The 15494-nt window shown below is 70.3% G+C and carries 13 protein-coding genes; 7 read left to right on the top strand and 6 right to left on the bottom strand.

Going from position 1 to position 15494, the window contains the following annotated elements; genetic code table 11:
* Positions 1–171 precede the first annotated feature (171 nt).
* Complete coding sequence (locus ACIHIX_RS43095) at positions 172–951, bottom strand: SDR family NAD(P)-dependent oxidoreductase (protein ID WP_399966058.1); 780 nt, start codon at positions 949–951, stop codon at positions 172–174.
* A 70-nt stretch (positions 952–1021) separates the two neighbouring features.
* On the bottom strand, positions 1022–1846 hold the full coding sequence (locus ACIHIX_RS43090) for a GNAT family N-acetyltransferase (RefSeq protein WP_399966057.1): 825 nt from the start codon (positions 1844–1846) through the stop codon (positions 1022–1024).
* A gap of 179 nt (positions 1847–2025) precedes the next feature.
* Here ACIHIX_RS43090 and ACIHIX_RS43085 point away from each other — a divergent pair, with 179 nt between their 5' ends.
* Complete coding sequence (locus ACIHIX_RS43085; RefSeq protein WP_399966056.1) at positions 2026–3954, top strand: N-acetylmuramoyl-L-alanine amidase; 1929 nt, start codon at positions 2026–2028, stop codon at positions 3952–3954.
* Positions 3955–4145: 191 nt separating this feature from the next.
* On the opposite strand, the gene ACIHIX_RS43080 is transcribed toward ACIHIX_RS43085, so the two are convergent.
* Genes ACIHIX_RS43080 through ACIHIX_RS43070 form a run of 3 tightly spaced genes read right to left on the bottom strand, consistent with a single transcriptional unit; the run spans position 4146 to position 6435 of the window.
* Positions 4146–4778: a TetR/AcrR family transcriptional regulator gene (locus ACIHIX_RS43080; protein WP_399966055.1), complete on the bottom strand. Its 633-nt coding sequence runs from the start codon at positions 4776–4778 to the stop codon at positions 4146–4148.
* On the bottom strand, positions 4775–5491 hold the full coding sequence (locus ACIHIX_RS43075) for an alpha/beta hydrolase (protein WP_399966054.1): 717 nt from the start codon (positions 5489–5491) through the stop codon (positions 4775–4777). Before ACIHIX_RS43075 ends, ACIHIX_RS43080 begins: the two co-directional genes overlap by 4 nt.
* 8 nt (positions 5492–5499) lie before the next feature.
* Positions 5500–6435 (bottom strand): SDR family NAD(P)-dependent oxidoreductase, encoded by a 936-nt coding sequence (locus ACIHIX_RS43070; RefSeq protein WP_399966053.1) that lies wholly within the window; start codon positions 6433–6435, stop codon positions 5500–5502.
* A 713-nt stretch (positions 6436–7148) separates the two neighbouring features.
* Between ACIHIX_RS43070 and ACIHIX_RS43065 the strand changes: the two genes are divergently transcribed.
* The 4 genes from ACIHIX_RS43065 (at position 7149) to ACIHIX_RS43050 (ending at position 10748) form a co-directional block, all read left to right on the top strand.
* Entirely contained in the window at positions 7149–7931 is a 783-nt protein-coding gene (locus ACIHIX_RS43065) for a ricin-type beta-trefoil lectin domain protein (RefSeq protein ID WP_399966052.1), read from the top strand.
* A 383-nt stretch (positions 7932–8314) separates the two neighbouring features.
* Complete coding sequence (locus ACIHIX_RS43060; protein WP_399966051.1) at positions 8315–8764, top strand: LuxR C-terminal-related transcriptional regulator; 450 nt, start codon at positions 8315–8317, stop codon at positions 8762–8764.
* Between the two features lie 184 nt (positions 8765–8948).
* Positions 8949–9788 carry an oxidoreductase gene (locus ACIHIX_RS43055; RefSeq protein WP_399966050.1) on the top strand — a complete coding sequence of 280 codons (840 nt, stop codon included), beginning with the start codon at positions 8949–8951 and terminating at the stop codon, positions 9786–9788.
* A gap of 102 nt (positions 9789–9890) precedes the next feature.
* Complete coding sequence (locus ACIHIX_RS43050; protein ID WP_399966049.1) at positions 9891–10748, top strand: oxidoreductase; 858 nt, start codon at positions 9891–9893, stop codon at positions 10746–10748.
* 359 nt (positions 10749–11107) lie between these two features.
* Here ACIHIX_RS43050 and ACIHIX_RS43045 read toward each other — a convergent pair whose 3' ends face one another.
* The gene (locus ACIHIX_RS43045; protein WP_399966048.1) at positions 11108–12550 is read right to left on the bottom strand and encodes an aldehyde dehydrogenase; all 1443 of its coding nucleotides are present in this window, start codon (positions 12548–12550) and stop codon (positions 11108–11110) included.
* Between the two features lie 198 nt (positions 12551–12748).
* On the opposite strand from ACIHIX_RS43045, the gene ACIHIX_RS43040 reads away from it, so the two are divergent.
* Positions 12749–13282, top strand: coding sequence for a TetR/AcrR family transcriptional regulator (locus ACIHIX_RS43040; RefSeq protein WP_399966154.1), 534 nt, complete (start codon positions 12749–12751; stop codon positions 13280–13282).
* A gap of 121 nt (positions 13283–13403) precedes the next feature.
* Positions 13404–15494 (top strand): AAA family ATPase (locus ACIHIX_RS43035; RefSeq protein WP_399966153.1); only part of this gene is annotated, 2091 nt, incomplete at its 3' end.

Genomic DNA, 15494 nt, shown 5'->3' with positions numbered 1-15494 from the left:
GTGGGTGTGAACTTCGGGCAGTCACCCGTCCATTGGAGGAGGGGAGATGCCGCCGGGCCTGAGAACGCCCGCGAGCGTGAGTCCGGGGCTCATCGACTATGAGCAGGAGGGCAATGTGCAGCCCGCGGCCGATGCGTTGACGGTCGATGGACGGGCCTGGTGTTGCGGCGGTCAGTAGTAGATCGAGCCTTTGTGGCCGCCGCTCGGGACGATCGTGTCGCCGTTGAGTGCCACGCTGAGCGGGCTGGCCAGGAAGGCGATGACCGCGGCCACCTCGTGCGGTTCCACGATCCTTCCGATCGCGACGGACTCGGCCCACTGCCGCTCGATGTCCGCTGGGCTGCATCCCCTGGCCTCGGCCTGGCGGTCGAGGTTGGTGACGAAGGTGTCGGTCCGGGTGGGGCCCGGCTGGACCGAGACGACGTTGACGCCGCTGGGCCCGAGTTCGTCCGCCAGGTTCTTGGACAGGGCGACCACGGCGGCGTTGCGGACGGAGCCGGTCACCGAGCCGGACAGGCGTGCCGCCAGTCCGCCGATGTTGATGATCCGTCCCCAGCCCCGCTCCGTCATCCCCGGCGCGAAGGCACGGGCACACCGGAGATATCCGCGGACCTTGACGTTGATCTCGGCTTCGAGGTCGTCCTCGGAGATGTGGCCGGGGTTGGTGATGGCGGCGTTGTTCACCAGGATGTCCACCCCGCCGAGCCGCTCTGTCACCCTGCCGGCCATGGCCCTCACCGCGGCGTCGTCCCCGGTGTCGGCCGCGACCCCGATGACCTCGGCGCCGGTCTCCTCACGCAGCAGCGCCGCCTGCTCCTCGGCGTGCGGGGCGGACCTGGAGACCAGGGCGACGGAGGCGCCTTCCGTGGCCAGGGCACGGGCGACGGCGAAGCCGATGCCGCGGGTGCCGCCGGTGACCACGGCCCGACGGCCCTTGAGTTGGAGATCCATGTCCCATCCCTGTTCGGTGAGGGGTTACTGGCGGGTGGAGGGGGTGCTGGGTTGCTGGACGTTCGTTCACTCAGGCGGTGAAGGCGACCCAGGTCTCTTCCGTGCGGAAGCCGGCCTGCTCGAAGAGCGGAAGGGCCTCGTCGCTCGAGTGCAGGTAGGCCGTGTGGGCCCCGGCGGCCCGGGCGTCCCGGAGGATCGCTTCGACAACCGCCCGGCCGATCCCGCGCCGCCGGTGCTCGGGCAGGGTGCCGATGTTGGCGAGGCCGACATGCCGTTCGGTGACGATCGCCAGGCCGGCCGCGACGGGGGTGCCGTCCGCTTCGGCCAGGTAGGCCTTGACGAAGGGCTGGCCGAGGACGTGCGGGGTGTAGAGGCTGCTGATGATGGCCGCAGGGGCGCCGAACGCCGTGCCGAGGACCGCGGCGAAGGTCTCGTACTCGTCGCCGCCCAGCGGGCGGACGGTCACGGACTCGGGGCCGGAATGCCCCTGCTCCCGGCCGACTTCGGGTCCTCCCGCCCGTCGGTCCACACGGCCGTCCGCACGTCCGTCCTCCAGCGAGAGCAGCATGAACGGCTGCCGCAGCTGCGTGGGCAGGCCGCGACGGGCGGCCAGCTCGGTGATCTCCTCACCGGCGTCACCCCGCAGCCGGATGCTCCAGGGCAGGTGCTGGACATACGGCTCTGCCTTCTCGCACAGCAGCCTGATCTCGTCCAGGTCCGGGGCGTCGGACACGCTCATGATGCCGTTCAGCACGGGGATCATGGAGCCGGTGACGGCCAGGAGGGCGCCGTTGGGGCCACGCTCGTGCAAGCCGTTCGGAAGGATGCCGGCGAGCTGTTCGGTGGCCGTCTGAAAAGCCTCAGCCGCCTCGTGAACCACATGTCTACTGGTCATACGTGTGAGTATATCCGCGCCGGTTTGTCATCGCACACAACACACTTACTTGCCGGTAGGTATCTCTGGTGTACAGGACCTCTGTAGTCTGCGGCCGGTCCAGAGGTTGCCCGGGGCACATATCCCGCCGTCCGGAGCAGCCCTCGGCAACCATGTCTCCCGGTCTAAGGATCCATGCCTTGCACAAACGAAAAAGAGCCGGCGCACCCGTCACGATCGCCGCGAGCGTGCTGGCCACGAGCGGCCTGCTCATATCGCCGCTCACCGCTTCGGCTGCCACCTCACACGGTTCCGCGAGCGAGGCGTCCACGTCGCGGCAACAGGCGTTCCGGTCCGCCGCAGCCGAGTACCACGTCCCGCCCGGCGTCCTGCTGGCTCTGTCCTACCAGGAGTCGCGCTGGGACTCGCACGGTACGCAGGCCAGCACGGACGGCGGCTACGGGGTCATGCACCTCACCGACGTCACTCCCGACATGCTGGCGGGCGGCGCCGCGGGCGCCGTGGGCCGCGCCGACCTGAAGTCGCTGGCCGCGGACCCCGCCCTGCACACCCTCCAGAAGGCCGCCGAACTGACGGGGCTGTCCACGCGCGAGCTGCGTGCGGACGACGTGGCGAACATCCGTGGCGGTGCGGCGCTGCTCGCCTCGTACGAGAAGCAACTGGTCGGTGGTACGCCCTCGGACGCCGCCCAGTGGTACGGCGCCGTGGCCCGCTACAGCCAGTCCCAGCAGGAGGCGGGAGCGGCGGCCTTCGGCGACCGCGTCTTCGCCACGCTGCGCAGCGGCGCCTCCGTCACCACACAAGACGGTCAGCGGGTCCGGCTGGACGCCGACCGGGCCATCGTCGCGGCGCCTTCGCAGCGTGCCGCGCTGCGTGAGAAGGCGACGACGGCCGGCACCGACCCCGAGTGCCCGCCCGCCGTCCGCTGCACCTTCGTCGCCGGTTCCCCCGCGGGGGGCCAGGTCTCCAGCCGTCCTGCCAACGGCATCAGGATCGACACCATCGTCATCCACGACCTGGAGAGCACCTACGACGCCGGTGTGGCGGGGCTGGCCAATCCCACCAACACCGCCTCGACGCACTACGTGATGTCCTCGGACGGCGCGGTCACCCAGATGGTGCACACCAAGAACATCGCCTTCCACGCGGGCAACTACTCGACGAACCTGCACTCGATCGGCATCGAGCACGAGGGCTTCGCCGTCCAGGGCGCGGCCTGGTACACCGAGGCGCAGTACGAGGCGACGGCCTCCTTGGTCCAGTACCTCGCCGCGCGGTTCGACATCCCGGTGGACCGGCAGCACATCATCGGTCATGACAACGTCGCCGGGCCCAACTCGGCCCTCGTCTCCGGTATGCACTGGGATCCGGGCCCCTCATGGGACTGGGCGCACTTCATGACCCTGCTGGGCGCTCCGGCGAACGGGATGGCCGGTGTGCCGCAGCCCGGTGACGTCGTGACGATCAACCCGCCCTTCGCCCAGAACGTGCAGACCGTCCAGGTGTGCCCGTCCGACGACCCGACCGGCCAGACGACGGCCTGCACGGAGCGGCAACAGCCTGCCGACTTCGTCTTCCTGCGCACCGCTCCGAGTGAGACGGCACCGCTCTTCGGCGACCAGGCGATCCACGGCACGGCCGCCGGCACCGACCGGATCAACGACTGGGGCAGCACCGCCCAGTCGGGGCAGCAGTTCGTCGTCGCGGACACGCAGGACGGCTGGACCGCCATCTGGTACGGCGGCGCCAAGGTCTGGTTCCACAACCCCGACGGCGCCAACACCAAGATCAGCTACGGCGTGCAGGTCGTCCGGCCCGCCGGCACCGGTCCGGTGTCCCTGTACGGTTCGAGCTACCCGGACAAGGCCGAGTACCCGGCCGGTCTGGGCGCCTCCACACAGGCGCCGCTGAACATGTACGCCATCCCCGCGGGCCAGGCGTACGTCGCCACCGCCGAACCCGCCGCCACCGACGACTACTTCCCCTCCAGCGGGGCGGTCGTGATCGGCGGCAAGCAGATGTACACCATCCAGTTCAACCATCGCGTGGCGCTCGTCTACGCCGGTGATGTCACCGCGGCCAAGGCGGTCCGCCACTGGGAAGACTGACGTCGCCGACGGCCTCCGCGCGTGGGACCTGTCCGGTCCGTGGCGTGCGGAGGCCGTCGTGTGTCCGCGGTGATGCTCCCCACGCCCCCATAAGAAGAGCTCGGGTCCTCGCGTCTGCAAGCGCCCTGCTCCTGCCAGTGGGTGGTGACTGACCGCAGTTCTCGGTGCATCTGGCGCTCGATACCTTGACTTCAGCCCGTGGGGCGGCGGAAGGCCCCGTGCCACCAGATCTGGGCGAGTTCGTGAGCGAAGACGGCGTCGCCGGTTCCGTCGTCGACCGCGATGTGATGGGCGATCGCCTGTGCTCCGCCCCAGATGATGATCCGGCTGGCGGAGGGGGCGTCGACGTCGGCCGGAGTCGCCCCGGCGGCCTGCTCCGAGCGCAGGAGCCGCAGCATGGTCTCGTCGAACCCTTCGAGGTTCGCGGTGTAGAAGTCACCCACGGAGGCGTCGTAGGACGCCGCCTCTCGTACAGCGGTGAGCACGCCCTGGTGAGCCCGGTGAACGGTGAGCACGTCCTCGAAGAACCGGGCGAGCCGGTCGGCCGCGCCCTCCCCCGTCCCCAGGTCCCACTGCTGGGCGAGTGCCAGCAGTGACTGCCTCAACTCGTCGGTGAGCTGTACCAACAGGTCGGACTTGCTCTGGAAGTGCGAGTAGAACGTGGCCCGGGAAACGCCCGCTTCCTCCAGGATCCGCTGGACGCTGATCTCGGAGAACGGCTCACCGGCACCGAGCAGGCGCTCCAGGGTGCGTATCACCTGGGCCCGGGTCGCGGCGGAACGCGCGGCATGGTGGCCCGCCTGGCGCCGGGTCACCGGCCTCATCGGACGTCGCTGTGCGCGATCCCTGCGAGGATGTCGGCCAGCTCGCCGGGCATGGAAAGCAGCGGAGTGTGGCCGCTGGGCAGGTGGTACGTGGTGCCCGTTCGCTCGGCGAACGGCTTCTGGTAGTCGGGCGGCAGGCTCTGGTCGTTGTCGCAGAAGACGTAGCTGGAGGGGATGGTGGACCAGGCGGGCCGGGTCACCGTCACCGGCTCGGCGAAGGAGAGCGCGCTCTGCGGCAGAAGCCGCGCCACGACCGCGTCCCGCTCCTCCTCGGACACGTCGTTGTACAGCGTCGCCTCCGGGTCGTCGCGGACCGGGATGATCCCCTCCACCGCGGCGAGGTCCGGAGCCTCGGCGCCGAAACACGTCATCAGGCTCTCGCCCACGTCCAGGGCGAAGCCGGAGATGTACACCAGGTGGGAGACGTTGGCCGCTCCGTCGGCGGCCTGGGTGACCGGGGCTCCGCCGTAGGAGTGCCCGACGACCACCAGGGGTGCGCCGATGGCGTCGATCTTCTCGCGGACGGCGCGGGCGTCGTCGTACATCCCGGGCAGCCGCCCTTCGGACCCGGAGGGCACGAGGCTGGGCAGGTCGACGGTGTGGCTGACGAAGCCTCGCTCTGTAAGGGCGGTCTGCACCTTGCTCCAGCACCACGAGCCGTGCCACGCACCGGGGACGAGGAGGAATTGGGGGGCGGTTGTGCGGTCGTTCATCTCGATCCTCAGTTCACGAAGGGGGAGGCGTGGTCCCACAGCCGGTCGGCGGCCGTGGGGTCGATCGCCCACTTCGCGACGCCGGCCATCGGTTCGGGGCCGCCGTCCACGATCTCGGCCTGCTGGTTGTCCTCGAAGTACTGTCCGGTCACCCCCTCGACCAACGGCGAGGCGGCCAGCAGCACGGTGGTGGCGGCGCCCTGGGCCGGGGTCTTGTAGTAGTCGGGGGTGAGGAGGTTGCCGTCCGCGTCCATGGCCCCCAGGGCCTGCATGGTTGCCCGGTCGATGTGTCGCGTCAGGTTGGTGTGGATCCATCCCGGCGCGCAGGCGTTGGCGGTGATGCCGTCCTCGGCCCAGCGACGGCTGATGCCGACGGCGAGCAGCACGTCGGCGGTCTTCGACTGCGCGTAGGCCAGGAAGGGGTCATAGGGGCGCTGGTCGAACTGGGGGTCGTCGAAGTCGAACCCGGCTCGCAGCTGGGCACCGGAGCTGACGAGGACGACGCGGGGCCGCTCGGCGGCTCGGAGTGCCGAGCGCAGGCCCCGGACCAGGGCGAAGTGGCCGAGGTAGTTGGTGGCGAGCTGCATTTCCCAGCCCTGGGCGTTGACCTCCCGCGTGGGGAGCATCATCACGCCCGCGTTGGCGACCAGTGCGTCGACCGGCCCGCTCCAGTCGGCACAGAAGGCGCGCACGGAGGCCAGGTCCGACAGATCGAGCGCGACTGCCTGCGTGCCGGGCAGTTCTTCGAGCAGCGGCTGGGCGATGGCGGGGTTACGGGTGGCGATGGTCACCTGCGCGCCCGCACCGGCGAGCGCCCGCACCGTCTCGGCACCGAGTCCCGAGGCTCCCCCGGTGACGATCATCCGGCGCCCGGTCAGATCGAGTCCTTCGATCACTTCGGCAGCGGTGGCGCGCGTGCCGTACGGGGTGGTCGTCAGCTTCATACCTGTGCCATGCCTTCAGAGGGGAGGGTTATCGGCGAGCGACACGTCCACGCTGGCCGCGTCCGCGAGGACAACCATACAACGTGTTCAAACATGTTAGTCGCCCGAGGTGAGCCGCGGGATGAGATGCACATGTGAACATGACACATGTCTGGACTCGCGTTCTGGATTCCATGAGTAGGTTGACCTAGGAAACACAGGAGGAGACCGGCACCCTGACCGGTGCCGGCGGCCTGGCCGCCCCGGTGAACGGCTGCTGGGCGTGGCGCCCGACCACAGCATGGGCGGATAAGCTCAGCCCTCAACTGCCCTTCCGACGCGCCGCTTTGAGTCGGCGCCCGCAGACCGGTATGAGTCACAGGGTCAGATGTGACAGGGCCGGGCTGTCCAGGAAAGCCGGTCGTACACCCCCCGCACACCGCCACGCATGTCTCGGCTCTGCCGGAAAGGAACCCATGAAGCCTCCTCACCCGCCCCGGTCCGCGGGGGACCTCCCCAAGAGAGTCCCGGGCAGCGGCAAGTCGGTCAGTTCCGGTTCCGGACCGGTTCAGGACGGCTCCACCGCGTCGGGCCCGGCCGAAACGCGGCGAGGTACCCCGGGACCGCGGCAAGCTTCCGCCGTACCGCGGCTCTCGCAGATCTCCTCGCTGGGCTCACCGCGGAACTCCGGCCGCCCTCAGGCCGCTGACCGCCGGACCGGTGACGATCCGGTGGTGGCGCTCGAACCGGCCACCGGGCGCAAGGGCAGGCGTGAGGGGCTGCGCGGTGCGCTGGGCGTCGTAGGGGTCGTGGGGCTGCTCGCGGTGGCTGCCGTCGCGCTGACCCTGGGCCTGGTGCGCGGCGGCGACGACAGCCCGCGCGACGATGCGTCGGTGTCCGTGGACTCCGATGGTCATGGCTCGGACGTGACCGACGCGCTCGGGGACCTGTCCGGTCCCTCGGCGCATGCCTCGGCAACCGAGTCCGGCAAGGAGCCCGACTCAGCGAAGAAGCCCAGCAGGGCCGCCTCGCCCAGTGGCAGCGGGGAGGGCGAGGCGTCCGCGAAACCGGACGCCGGTTCCCCCGACTCGGCTGAGAACAAGGCCGGTTCGGACTCGACCGCTTCGGCCACGGCGCCCGGGGTGAGCGTGTCCAGCCACGCCTCGGGGCGCTGCATCGATGTCGTGGGCGGCAAGGCCGTACAGGGGGCGGCGCTGATGATCTGGGACTGCAACGGATCCGCCGCGCAGCACTGGACGTTCACGGGCGGGACCATGCGGACCCTCGGCATGTGCGTCCAGCTCGCGGGAGGGTCCACCGATGACGGGACGGACCTCCAACTCGCCTCCTGCAACGGCAGCGCGGTCCAGCAGTTCGACCTGAACGTCCGCAGCGACCTGGTCAATCCGCTCGCCGACAAGTGCACGGACGTGCGGGACAACCAGACGGCCAACGGCAGCAGGTTGCAGCTGTGGTCCTGCTCCGGTGGCGAGAACCAGAAGTGGTCGTCGTCCTGAGGGACCGGTAGGTCCGGCGGGCCGCGGTGCGGCCCGCCGGAGGGTGGGGTCGCGCGAGACCGCGGCACGATTGCCGGGCTTCAGGCTCGCCATGCTGACGCGTGCCTGGTGTTCGGGCATGGACCCGTTGAGCGGTCCGCCCGGACCCTTGGCGGCGGGGTCGTCCGCCGGTCGCCTCGAGGAGTTCCCCGGGCACCGGAACACCCGCGACCGGGGCGTAGGCGGTGAGGGTCAGCTTCTCGGTACCTGGGGTCACGGAGTAGCTGACGCTGCCGTCTCTTCCGCTGCCGGAGACCTGGCTGGGGGACCGGACACTCTTCGGGGTCACCGCGATCGGGCTGCGCACCGACACCCGTCCGCCGCCGGTCCAGGTGAGCGAGCCCGTGACCGCGACATCGGCCCGCGGTGAGATCGACCGGATCGCCGAGCGCTACCGGGAGGGAAGACTGCGCTCCGATCCGCGCAACCTGGTGGAGGTGCTGTCGGACCGTGAGCTGATCCTGGAGCGGGTCGCGGAGCTGAGCCATGACGACGACCTGGTCGTCATCCATCCGTCCGGCATGCTCGACGCGCTGACGGAGCTGTACGAGGCCTACTGGGCCCGTGCCGAACCGATCACCGGCACGGTTCCGGCCGAGGACGACACGTTCGGCGCGGACGACGTCGCTCTCCTCGGCATGCTCAAGGCCGGGCTCAAGGACCAGGCCATCGCCCGCCAGTTGGGATGCAGCACCCGGACCGCCACCCGTCGGGTCGCCGCCGTGCTGACCAAGCTGGGGGCCGACACCCGGTTCCAGGCGGGCATCAAGGCCGCCGCACGCGGACTGATCTGAGCCCGCCGGGGCCGGACAGGGTACTCAGATCAGTCCAATGACTTACATGTCCGTGTTCTGGAGCTGTCCCAGGTGTGTCGATCGGCAGCAAATCGACGGAGGTCCGATGCCGGTCCGGTGAGGAGAGTGAGAGAGGACTCCTCGGCCTTCACTTCGGTGAGGCAAGAAACAGGAAGGCACTCTCATGGCTACGACATGGTTGATCACCGGCGCGTCCCGAGGTTTCGGGCGGGCCCTGGCGGAAGCGGTGCTGGCGGCCGGTGACCAACTGGTCGCCACCGCCCGTCGTCCCGAGCAGTTGGCGGAACTGGTCGCCCGGTACGGCGACCGGGTGCGGGCCGTCGCCCTGGACGTCACCGACCCTGCCGCCGCCCGGGCCGCGGTACAGGCGGGAGTCGAGGCCTTCGGCCGGCTGGACGTGGTGGTGAACAACGCCGGCTACGCCAACAGCGCGCCCGTCGAGGAGATGGCGGAGGACGACTTCCGCGGGCAGTTCGAGGCCAACTTCTTCGGGGTCGTCAACGTCACCAGGGCGGCCCTGCCGGTGCTGCGCGGTCAGCGCTCGGGCATGTTCGTGCAGTTCTCCTCGCTCGGCGGCCGTGTGGGCGGTACGCCCGGCATGGGCGCCTACCAGAGTGCCAAGTTCGCCGTGGAGGGCTTCTCGGAGGTCCTGGCCAACGAGGTCGCGCCCTTCGGACTGGAGGTGGTCATCGTCGAGCCGGGTGCCTTCCGCACGGACTGGCAGGGCTCGTCGATGGAGCTGCACGCGGTCGGCCCCGACTACGAGGAGACCGTCGGCGCCATGAACAAGTACCGGGCGGAGAACAACGGCAACCAGCCCGGCGACCCGGTCCGCGCCGCCCAGGTCCTCATCGACGTCGTGCGCGACGACGATCCGCCGCGCCGGATCCTGCTCGGTGCCCAGGCCGTGACCATGGCGCTGGAGGCCGGCGAGGCCCGCGCCGCGGAGACCCGCAAGTGGGCCGCGGCCAGCGCCGCCGCGGACTTCCCGGCCGGCGAGTAGCCGCCACCCGCCGGGCCGCACTCCTCGGCCGCCCGGCGTCCCGCTCACACGTGTCTTTCGCTACGACACCTCTCTTTCACCCCTTTCAAAGGAGAACACTCCATGTCTCGCAAGACCTGGCTCATCACCGGCGCCTCCAGTGGCCTGGGCAAGGCCCTGGCCGAACACGTCCTCGCCCACGGCGACCAGGTGGTGGCGACGGCCAGCTCCACGAAGGCCACCACCGAGCTCGCGGCGCGCTACCCGGAGACCGCGCTCGCGGTGAAGCTCGACGTCACCGACGCCGAGGACCGGGTGGCGGCCGTGCGTGCCACCGAGGAACGCTTCGGCGGTATCGACGTCCTCGTCAACAACGCCGCCATCGATTTCATCGGCGCCCTGGAGGAGCAGGAGGAGAGCGACTACCGCCGCCTGTTCGAGGTCAACTTCTTCGGTGCGGTCGAACTGACCCGGCAGGTGCTGCCCGGGATGCGTGCCCGTCGCAGCGGCACCGTCGTCAACGTCTCTTCCATGGACGGCCTGGCCAGCCTGCCCGCCAACGGCTACTACTCCTCCAGCAAGTTCGCGCTGGAGGGCTTCACCGAGGCGCTGTGGCAGGAGATCGAGCCGATCGGCCTGCGTGCCATGATCATCCAGCCCGGTTCCTTCCGTACCGGCATCGAGAACCGGACGAAGGTGTCCGGCGAGGCCATCGACGACTACGCCGCCACGGCCGGTGCCTTCCGCGCCATGATGGGCAGCCTGACGCCGGAGATGTTCCCCGGGGACCCGGAGCGGGCCGCCGAGGCGATCTTCCAGGCCGTGGGTGCGCCGGAGCCGGCTCACTGGGTCGTGCTGGGCAGCGACGCCCAGCGCCGGATCGGGGTCAAGCTGGAGCAGCTGCGCGCCGAGTTCGAGGCGGGCCGCGACCTGGCCTTCAGCACGGACTTCCCGGGCGCCGCCGAGAACGCGGTGCTCTGACTCTCACGACGGGCACGCGGCCTCCGAAGACCGGCAGCCGGTGGAAGGAAACCTTCCCCGCTGGTCCCGGTCCTTGGCGGCCGCGTGCCCGTTTCCCCTATGCCGAGGGCGAGGGTCCACCGTGCTGGTGGAGGCGGGTACGGGGTTCGGCCGGCGCGGCTGGGTCGGTGCCGCGGCAAAAGACGGTGTGCACTGGGCTTCGCGGCTTCGGCGTGACGCGGCTTCGGCGTGTTCGTGCGTGCCTGATGCGCGTGTCCGAAACCGCCGTGCCGGCCCCCGGACACGACGCCGGCGGCAGGCGGTCGGAGGCCACCTGCCGCCGTGGGCGGATCGTGCTGTGCGGAGGGTGTCGTACGAGGTCAGACGGTGATGGTCTGGTACTCGGTGTAGGTGCCGAGGCCGACCGCGCCGTACTCGCGGCCGATGCCGCTGGCCTTGAAGCCGCCGAACGGGCCGTCGAAGGCGACGGAGGCGCCGTTGATCGTGACGGTGCCGGTACGGACGCGGCGGGCGACGGCGAGAGCGTGCTCCTCGTCGGTGGACCAGACGCCACCGGAGAGGCCGTACTCGGAGTCGTTGGCGATGCGGACGGCGTCGTCCTCGCCGTCGTAGGCGATGACCACCAGGACCGGGCCGAAGACCTCCTCCTGCGCGATGCGCATGGAGTTGTCGACGTCGGCGAAGACGGTGGGCGTGACGTAGTTGCCCTTCTCCAGGCCCTCGGGGATCTGCGGGCCGCCGGTGACCAGGCGGGCGCCCTCCTCGATGCCGAGCTGGATGTAGTTGCGCACGCGTTCCTGCTGGTCGGGGCGGATCATCGGGCCGATGAAGGTGTCGGGGTCGTTCGGGTCGCCGACCTTCAGCGACTCCACCAGCTCCTTGAGCGCCGCCACGACCTCCTCGTACTTCTCGCGCGGGGCGAGGATGCGGGTCTGGGCGATGCAGGACTCGCCGTTGTTGAGCAGGGAACCGAACTTCAGGCCCGCGACCGCCTTCGCGACGTCCGCGTCGGGAAGGATGATCGCGGCGGACTTGCCGCCCAGCTCCAGGCTGACCCGCTTGAGCTGCTCGCCCGCGATGGCGGCGATCCGCCGGCCCGCTCGCGTGGAACCGGTGAAGGCGATCTTGTCGACGTCCTTGTGCGAGATCAGGTACTCGCTGGTCTCCCGGTCGGCGGGCAGGACGCTGATGACGCCCTCGGGCAGGCCCACCTGCTCCAGCAGCTCGGCCAGGAAGCCCATGCTCAGCGAGTTCTCCGGGGACACCTTGAGGACCACGGAGTTACCCGCCAGCAGGGCCGGAATGATCTTTGAAGTGGCTGAGGAGAACGGGGAGTTCCACGGGATCACCGCGGCCACCACGCCGACCGCCTCACGTCGGACCACGCTGCGGGTCGGTGCCGTCGGGTCGGAGGGGACGAGGGTCTCCTCCCAGCCGAACTCCTCGGCCGCCTTGAGGTAGGCGTTCGCCTGCCGGGTCAGGCCGGGCTGTCCGGCACGGGTGAACCAGCCGGCCGAGCCGTTCTCCAGCGAGATCAGGTGGGCGATCTTCTCGGCGTTCTCCTCGCGCAGGGCGTTGAACCGGCGCAGGACCGCGATCCGCTCGGCGGGCGGGGTCAGCCGCCACTCGCCGGAGTCGAAGGAGGCCCGGGCCGCGGCGACCGCGCGGTCGATGTCCGCGGGCTGTGCCTGGGCGACGCGGCCGACCACCGACTGGTCGTGCGGCGAGGCGATGTCGAGCAACTGCGCGTCGCTCGGCTCGACCCAGGAACCTCCGATGAAAAGCCGGCCGTAGGTGATCATGTGCTTTCTCTCTTCCGGTGCTCAGGTGCAGTTCTTTTGGACTGTCATCCAACTGCCACTTCAATGTAGCACTTCTATCTTCTAGATGCACACAGCAGTAGCTCTATGCGTCTTGAAGGTGCACATGCGAGGTACTCTTGACCTATGAGAGCCGACGCAGCACGCAACCTGGAAGCCGTCCTGACCACCGGGGCGCGGATGCTCGCCGCCGATCCCGGCGCGAGCATCGCAAGCATCGCCGCGGAGGCGGGCGTGGACCGGCGCACCGTCTACCGGCGCTTCGCCTGCCGTGAGGACCTGCTCGCGGCGATCTACGAGTCCCGGGTCACGGCCATCGAGAAGGCCATCAGGGAGGCTCGGCTGCGTGAGGCACCGGTCGCCGTGGCGCTGCATCGCTACGTCGAGAGCATCATCGCCGTGAACCGCACCTGGCCCGTCGACCTCGCCCGCATGCTCGCCGACGACGAGATCCGCCGTCGCCGGGACGCCTGCATCGCCGAGGTGGACCTCTTTCTGGAGCGAGCCACTGCCGAAGGACTGCTGCGCCGGGACCAACCGGAGCGCTGGGCAGGGCCGCTGCTCCCCGAGCTGGTGCATCTGGCGGCGCACCAGCAGACACACCTCAGCCCCGCACAGGCGGCCGACGTGGTGGTCGACATGTTTCTTTACGGGGTCGGCGTCCCCCGCCAACGGACTCAGGAACCGATGGAGGAGAACATCTCCGGTCCATGACATGTATGCATGACTCCCTTCGGCGCGAAAGAATTCCCACGCACACCTACGCTCAGAGTGGTACACACGTAGGTCGTCCTGTGGTGAAGGGGAGTGGGGCGCCGTGGAGTCGCTCATGACGATGGTCGGCCGGGACGGCGAGCGAGGGCGGCTGGCTGCGTTCGTGACGGCCACCGAGGGTCAGGCCCTGGTCCTCAGGGGAGAGACCGGGACGGGCAAGAGCGCGTTGCTCGACCATGCCGCCGAGCTGTCGACGCGGGCCGGGCACGAGGTGATCCGGTCCGCCGGGGTGGAGGCGGAGTCAGGGCTGCCGTTCGCCGGCCTGCACCAGATGCTGCACACCCTGCTGCCGTGGGTGGATCGTCTCGACGCGGTGCACCGCACCGTGTTCGACACGGCCTTCGGGCAGGGCGACGGGCGCCCGCCGTCGGTCATGGCGCTCGGCATCGCTGTCCTGGACCTGTTGGAGCAGGCGTCAGCGGCGAGGCCGCTGCTGCTGGTTCTGGACGACGGGCAGTGGCTGGACGCCTCCAGCACCGCGGTGATCGGTTTCGTCGGGCGTCGCCTCACCGGCAGTTCGGTGCGGCTGGCCGTCGGACTGCGCTGCGAGGTCGCGTCCGGCTGGGACACGGCCGCGCTTCCGGAGCTGCCGGTCCCGGCCCTGTCGGACGCCGCCGCGCGGGAGCTGCTGGATCTGCGGCACCCGGTGCTGACCGCGCCGGTGCGTCGGCTGGTGCTGGACCAGGCGCAGGGAAACCCGCTGGCCCTGCTCGAACTGCCCACCCACCTTCACCGGATCGGCCGGGCGGTCACCGATGAGCAGGTGAGCGCCGAACTCGGATCGCACGCCTCGCTGCCGGTGCCGCGGCGACTGCAGCACGTCTACGGCGCCCAGATCAAGACGCTCGGCGACCGGGTCCGTGGGGAGCTGCTGCGGGGCGCACTCGACGGTGTCGCGGCGATGTCCGGGGCAGCCGGGCTCGCCTCTGGCGTGGGCCGCCGCTATCGCATGCGGGACGTCGAGGAGGCGGTGACGGCCGGGCTGCTGGGGGTCGATCCGCTGAGCGGTGACTTCGTCTTCCGGCATCCGCTGGTGCGGTCGTCGGTGGTGCGGACGGCGACTCCCAACGAGCGGCGCGCGGCGCATGCCGTACTCGCGGACGTGCATCGTGACGACGTCGAGCGGCGGGCGACACATCTGGCGGCGTCGACCGTCGACCCGGACGAGGAGGTCGCCGCCGCCCTGGAGGCGGCGGCCGAGTCGGCCACCCGGCGCGGCGGCGCGGTCGCCGCCGTGGCCTGGCTGACCCGCGCCGCCGAACTGAGCGAAAGCCACGAGACGCGGTCCCGCAGACTGGGTGACGCGGCCTTCGCCGCCGGGCAGGCGGGCCACTTCGATCAGGCGCAGCGGCTGGTGCGTTCCGCCCAGGCGCCCGGCGCCGCCGAGTCCTCCGCCTCCGTAGTGACCTCGGCCTATGTGGCGCTCTTCGAGGACGGCGACGTACGGCACACGCACCGTCAGGTGTCGGCGGCGATCGAGACTCTGCGCGACCGCGGGATCCGGGAGCCGGACGAGGTGCTCACGCGGCTGATCGATCTGCTGCTGGCCATCAGCCAGTACGCCGGTGCGCCGGCGCGCTGGGCGGAGACGCGGACGCTGCTCGGCACGCTGGGTGAGCTGGCCCCGTCACGCTCGCTGGTCTACCAGGACGCGTGGGGGGACGTGGTGCGGCACGGGGCCGGGGTGCGGGAGCGGGTGGAGCGTGAGTTCGCCGGCCTCGCGGACCTGGAGCCGTGGGATGTGACGCGGCTGGCGGTCGCCGCCTATCACGTGGACACGCTCAGCCGGTACCGGCCGCATCTGCAGCGCAGCGCGGATCACGAGACCGAGACGGGCTTCGTCCGCAACGGGATGACCACCCAACATCTGATCATGCTGGACCAGATGGCGGTGGGTGAGTGGGACGAGGCCGAACGGACCGGGCAGCGCTGCCTGGCGCTGACCCTGTCGCACGGGTATCACCTGCTCGCCCAGCACACTCGCGCGTATCTGGGGTTGCTGGCGGCGTTGCGGGGCCAGGTCGAGCACGCCCGCGAGCTCCAGGCCACCGTCGACACCTGGGCCCGACCCCGCGGCATCGGCTTCCTCACCCAGATCACCGACACCATCGGCACCACCGCCGCCCTCGCCGAAGGCGACTACGAAGCCGCC

It is taken from the genome of Streptomyces sp. NPDC051913 (assembly GCF_044593635.1).
Taxonomy (GTDB): domain Bacteria; phylum Actinomycetota; class Actinomycetes; order Streptomycetales; family Streptomycetaceae; genus Streptomyces.
The sequence above is the reverse complement of the archived record's forward strand: the minus strand, read 5'-3'. Positions and strand labels throughout refer to the sequence as shown.

Coding starts and splice junctions, on each gene's coding strand:
- ACIHIX_RS43090 (WP_399966057.1), bottom strand. CDS start 1,846: ATGACCAGTAGACATGTGGTTCACGAGGCGGCTGAGGCTTTTCAGACG.
- ACIHIX_RS43055 (WP_399966050.1), top strand. CDS start 8,949: ATGGCTACGACATGGTTGATCACCGGCGCGTCCCGAGGTTTCGGGCGG.
- ACIHIX_RS43075 (WP_399966054.1), bottom strand. CDS start 5,491: ATGAACGACCGCACAACCGCCCCCCAATTCCTCCTCGTCCCCGGTGCG.
- ACIHIX_RS43080 (WP_399966055.1), bottom strand. CDS start 4,778: ATGAGGCCGGTGACCCGGCGCCAGGCGGGCCACCATGCCGCGCGTTCC.
- ACIHIX_RS43050 (WP_399966049.1), top strand. CDS start 9,891: ATGTCTCGCAAGACCTGGCTCATCACCGGCGCCTCCAGTGGCCTGGGC.
- ACIHIX_RS43070 (WP_399966053.1), bottom strand. CDS start 6,435: ATGAAGCTGACGACCACCCCGTACGGCACGCGCGCCACCGCTGCCGAA.
- ACIHIX_RS43095 (WP_399966058.1), bottom strand. CDS start 951: ATGGATCTCCAACTCAAGGGCCGTCGGGCCGTGGTCACCGGCGGCACC.
- ACIHIX_RS43040 (WP_399966154.1), top strand. CDS start 12,749: ATGCTCGCCGCCGATCCCGGCGCGAGCATCGCAAGCATCGCCGCGGAG.
- ACIHIX_RS43045 (WP_399966048.1), bottom strand. CDS start 12,550: ATGATCACCTACGGCCGGCTTTTCATCGGAGGTTCCTGGGTCGAGCCG.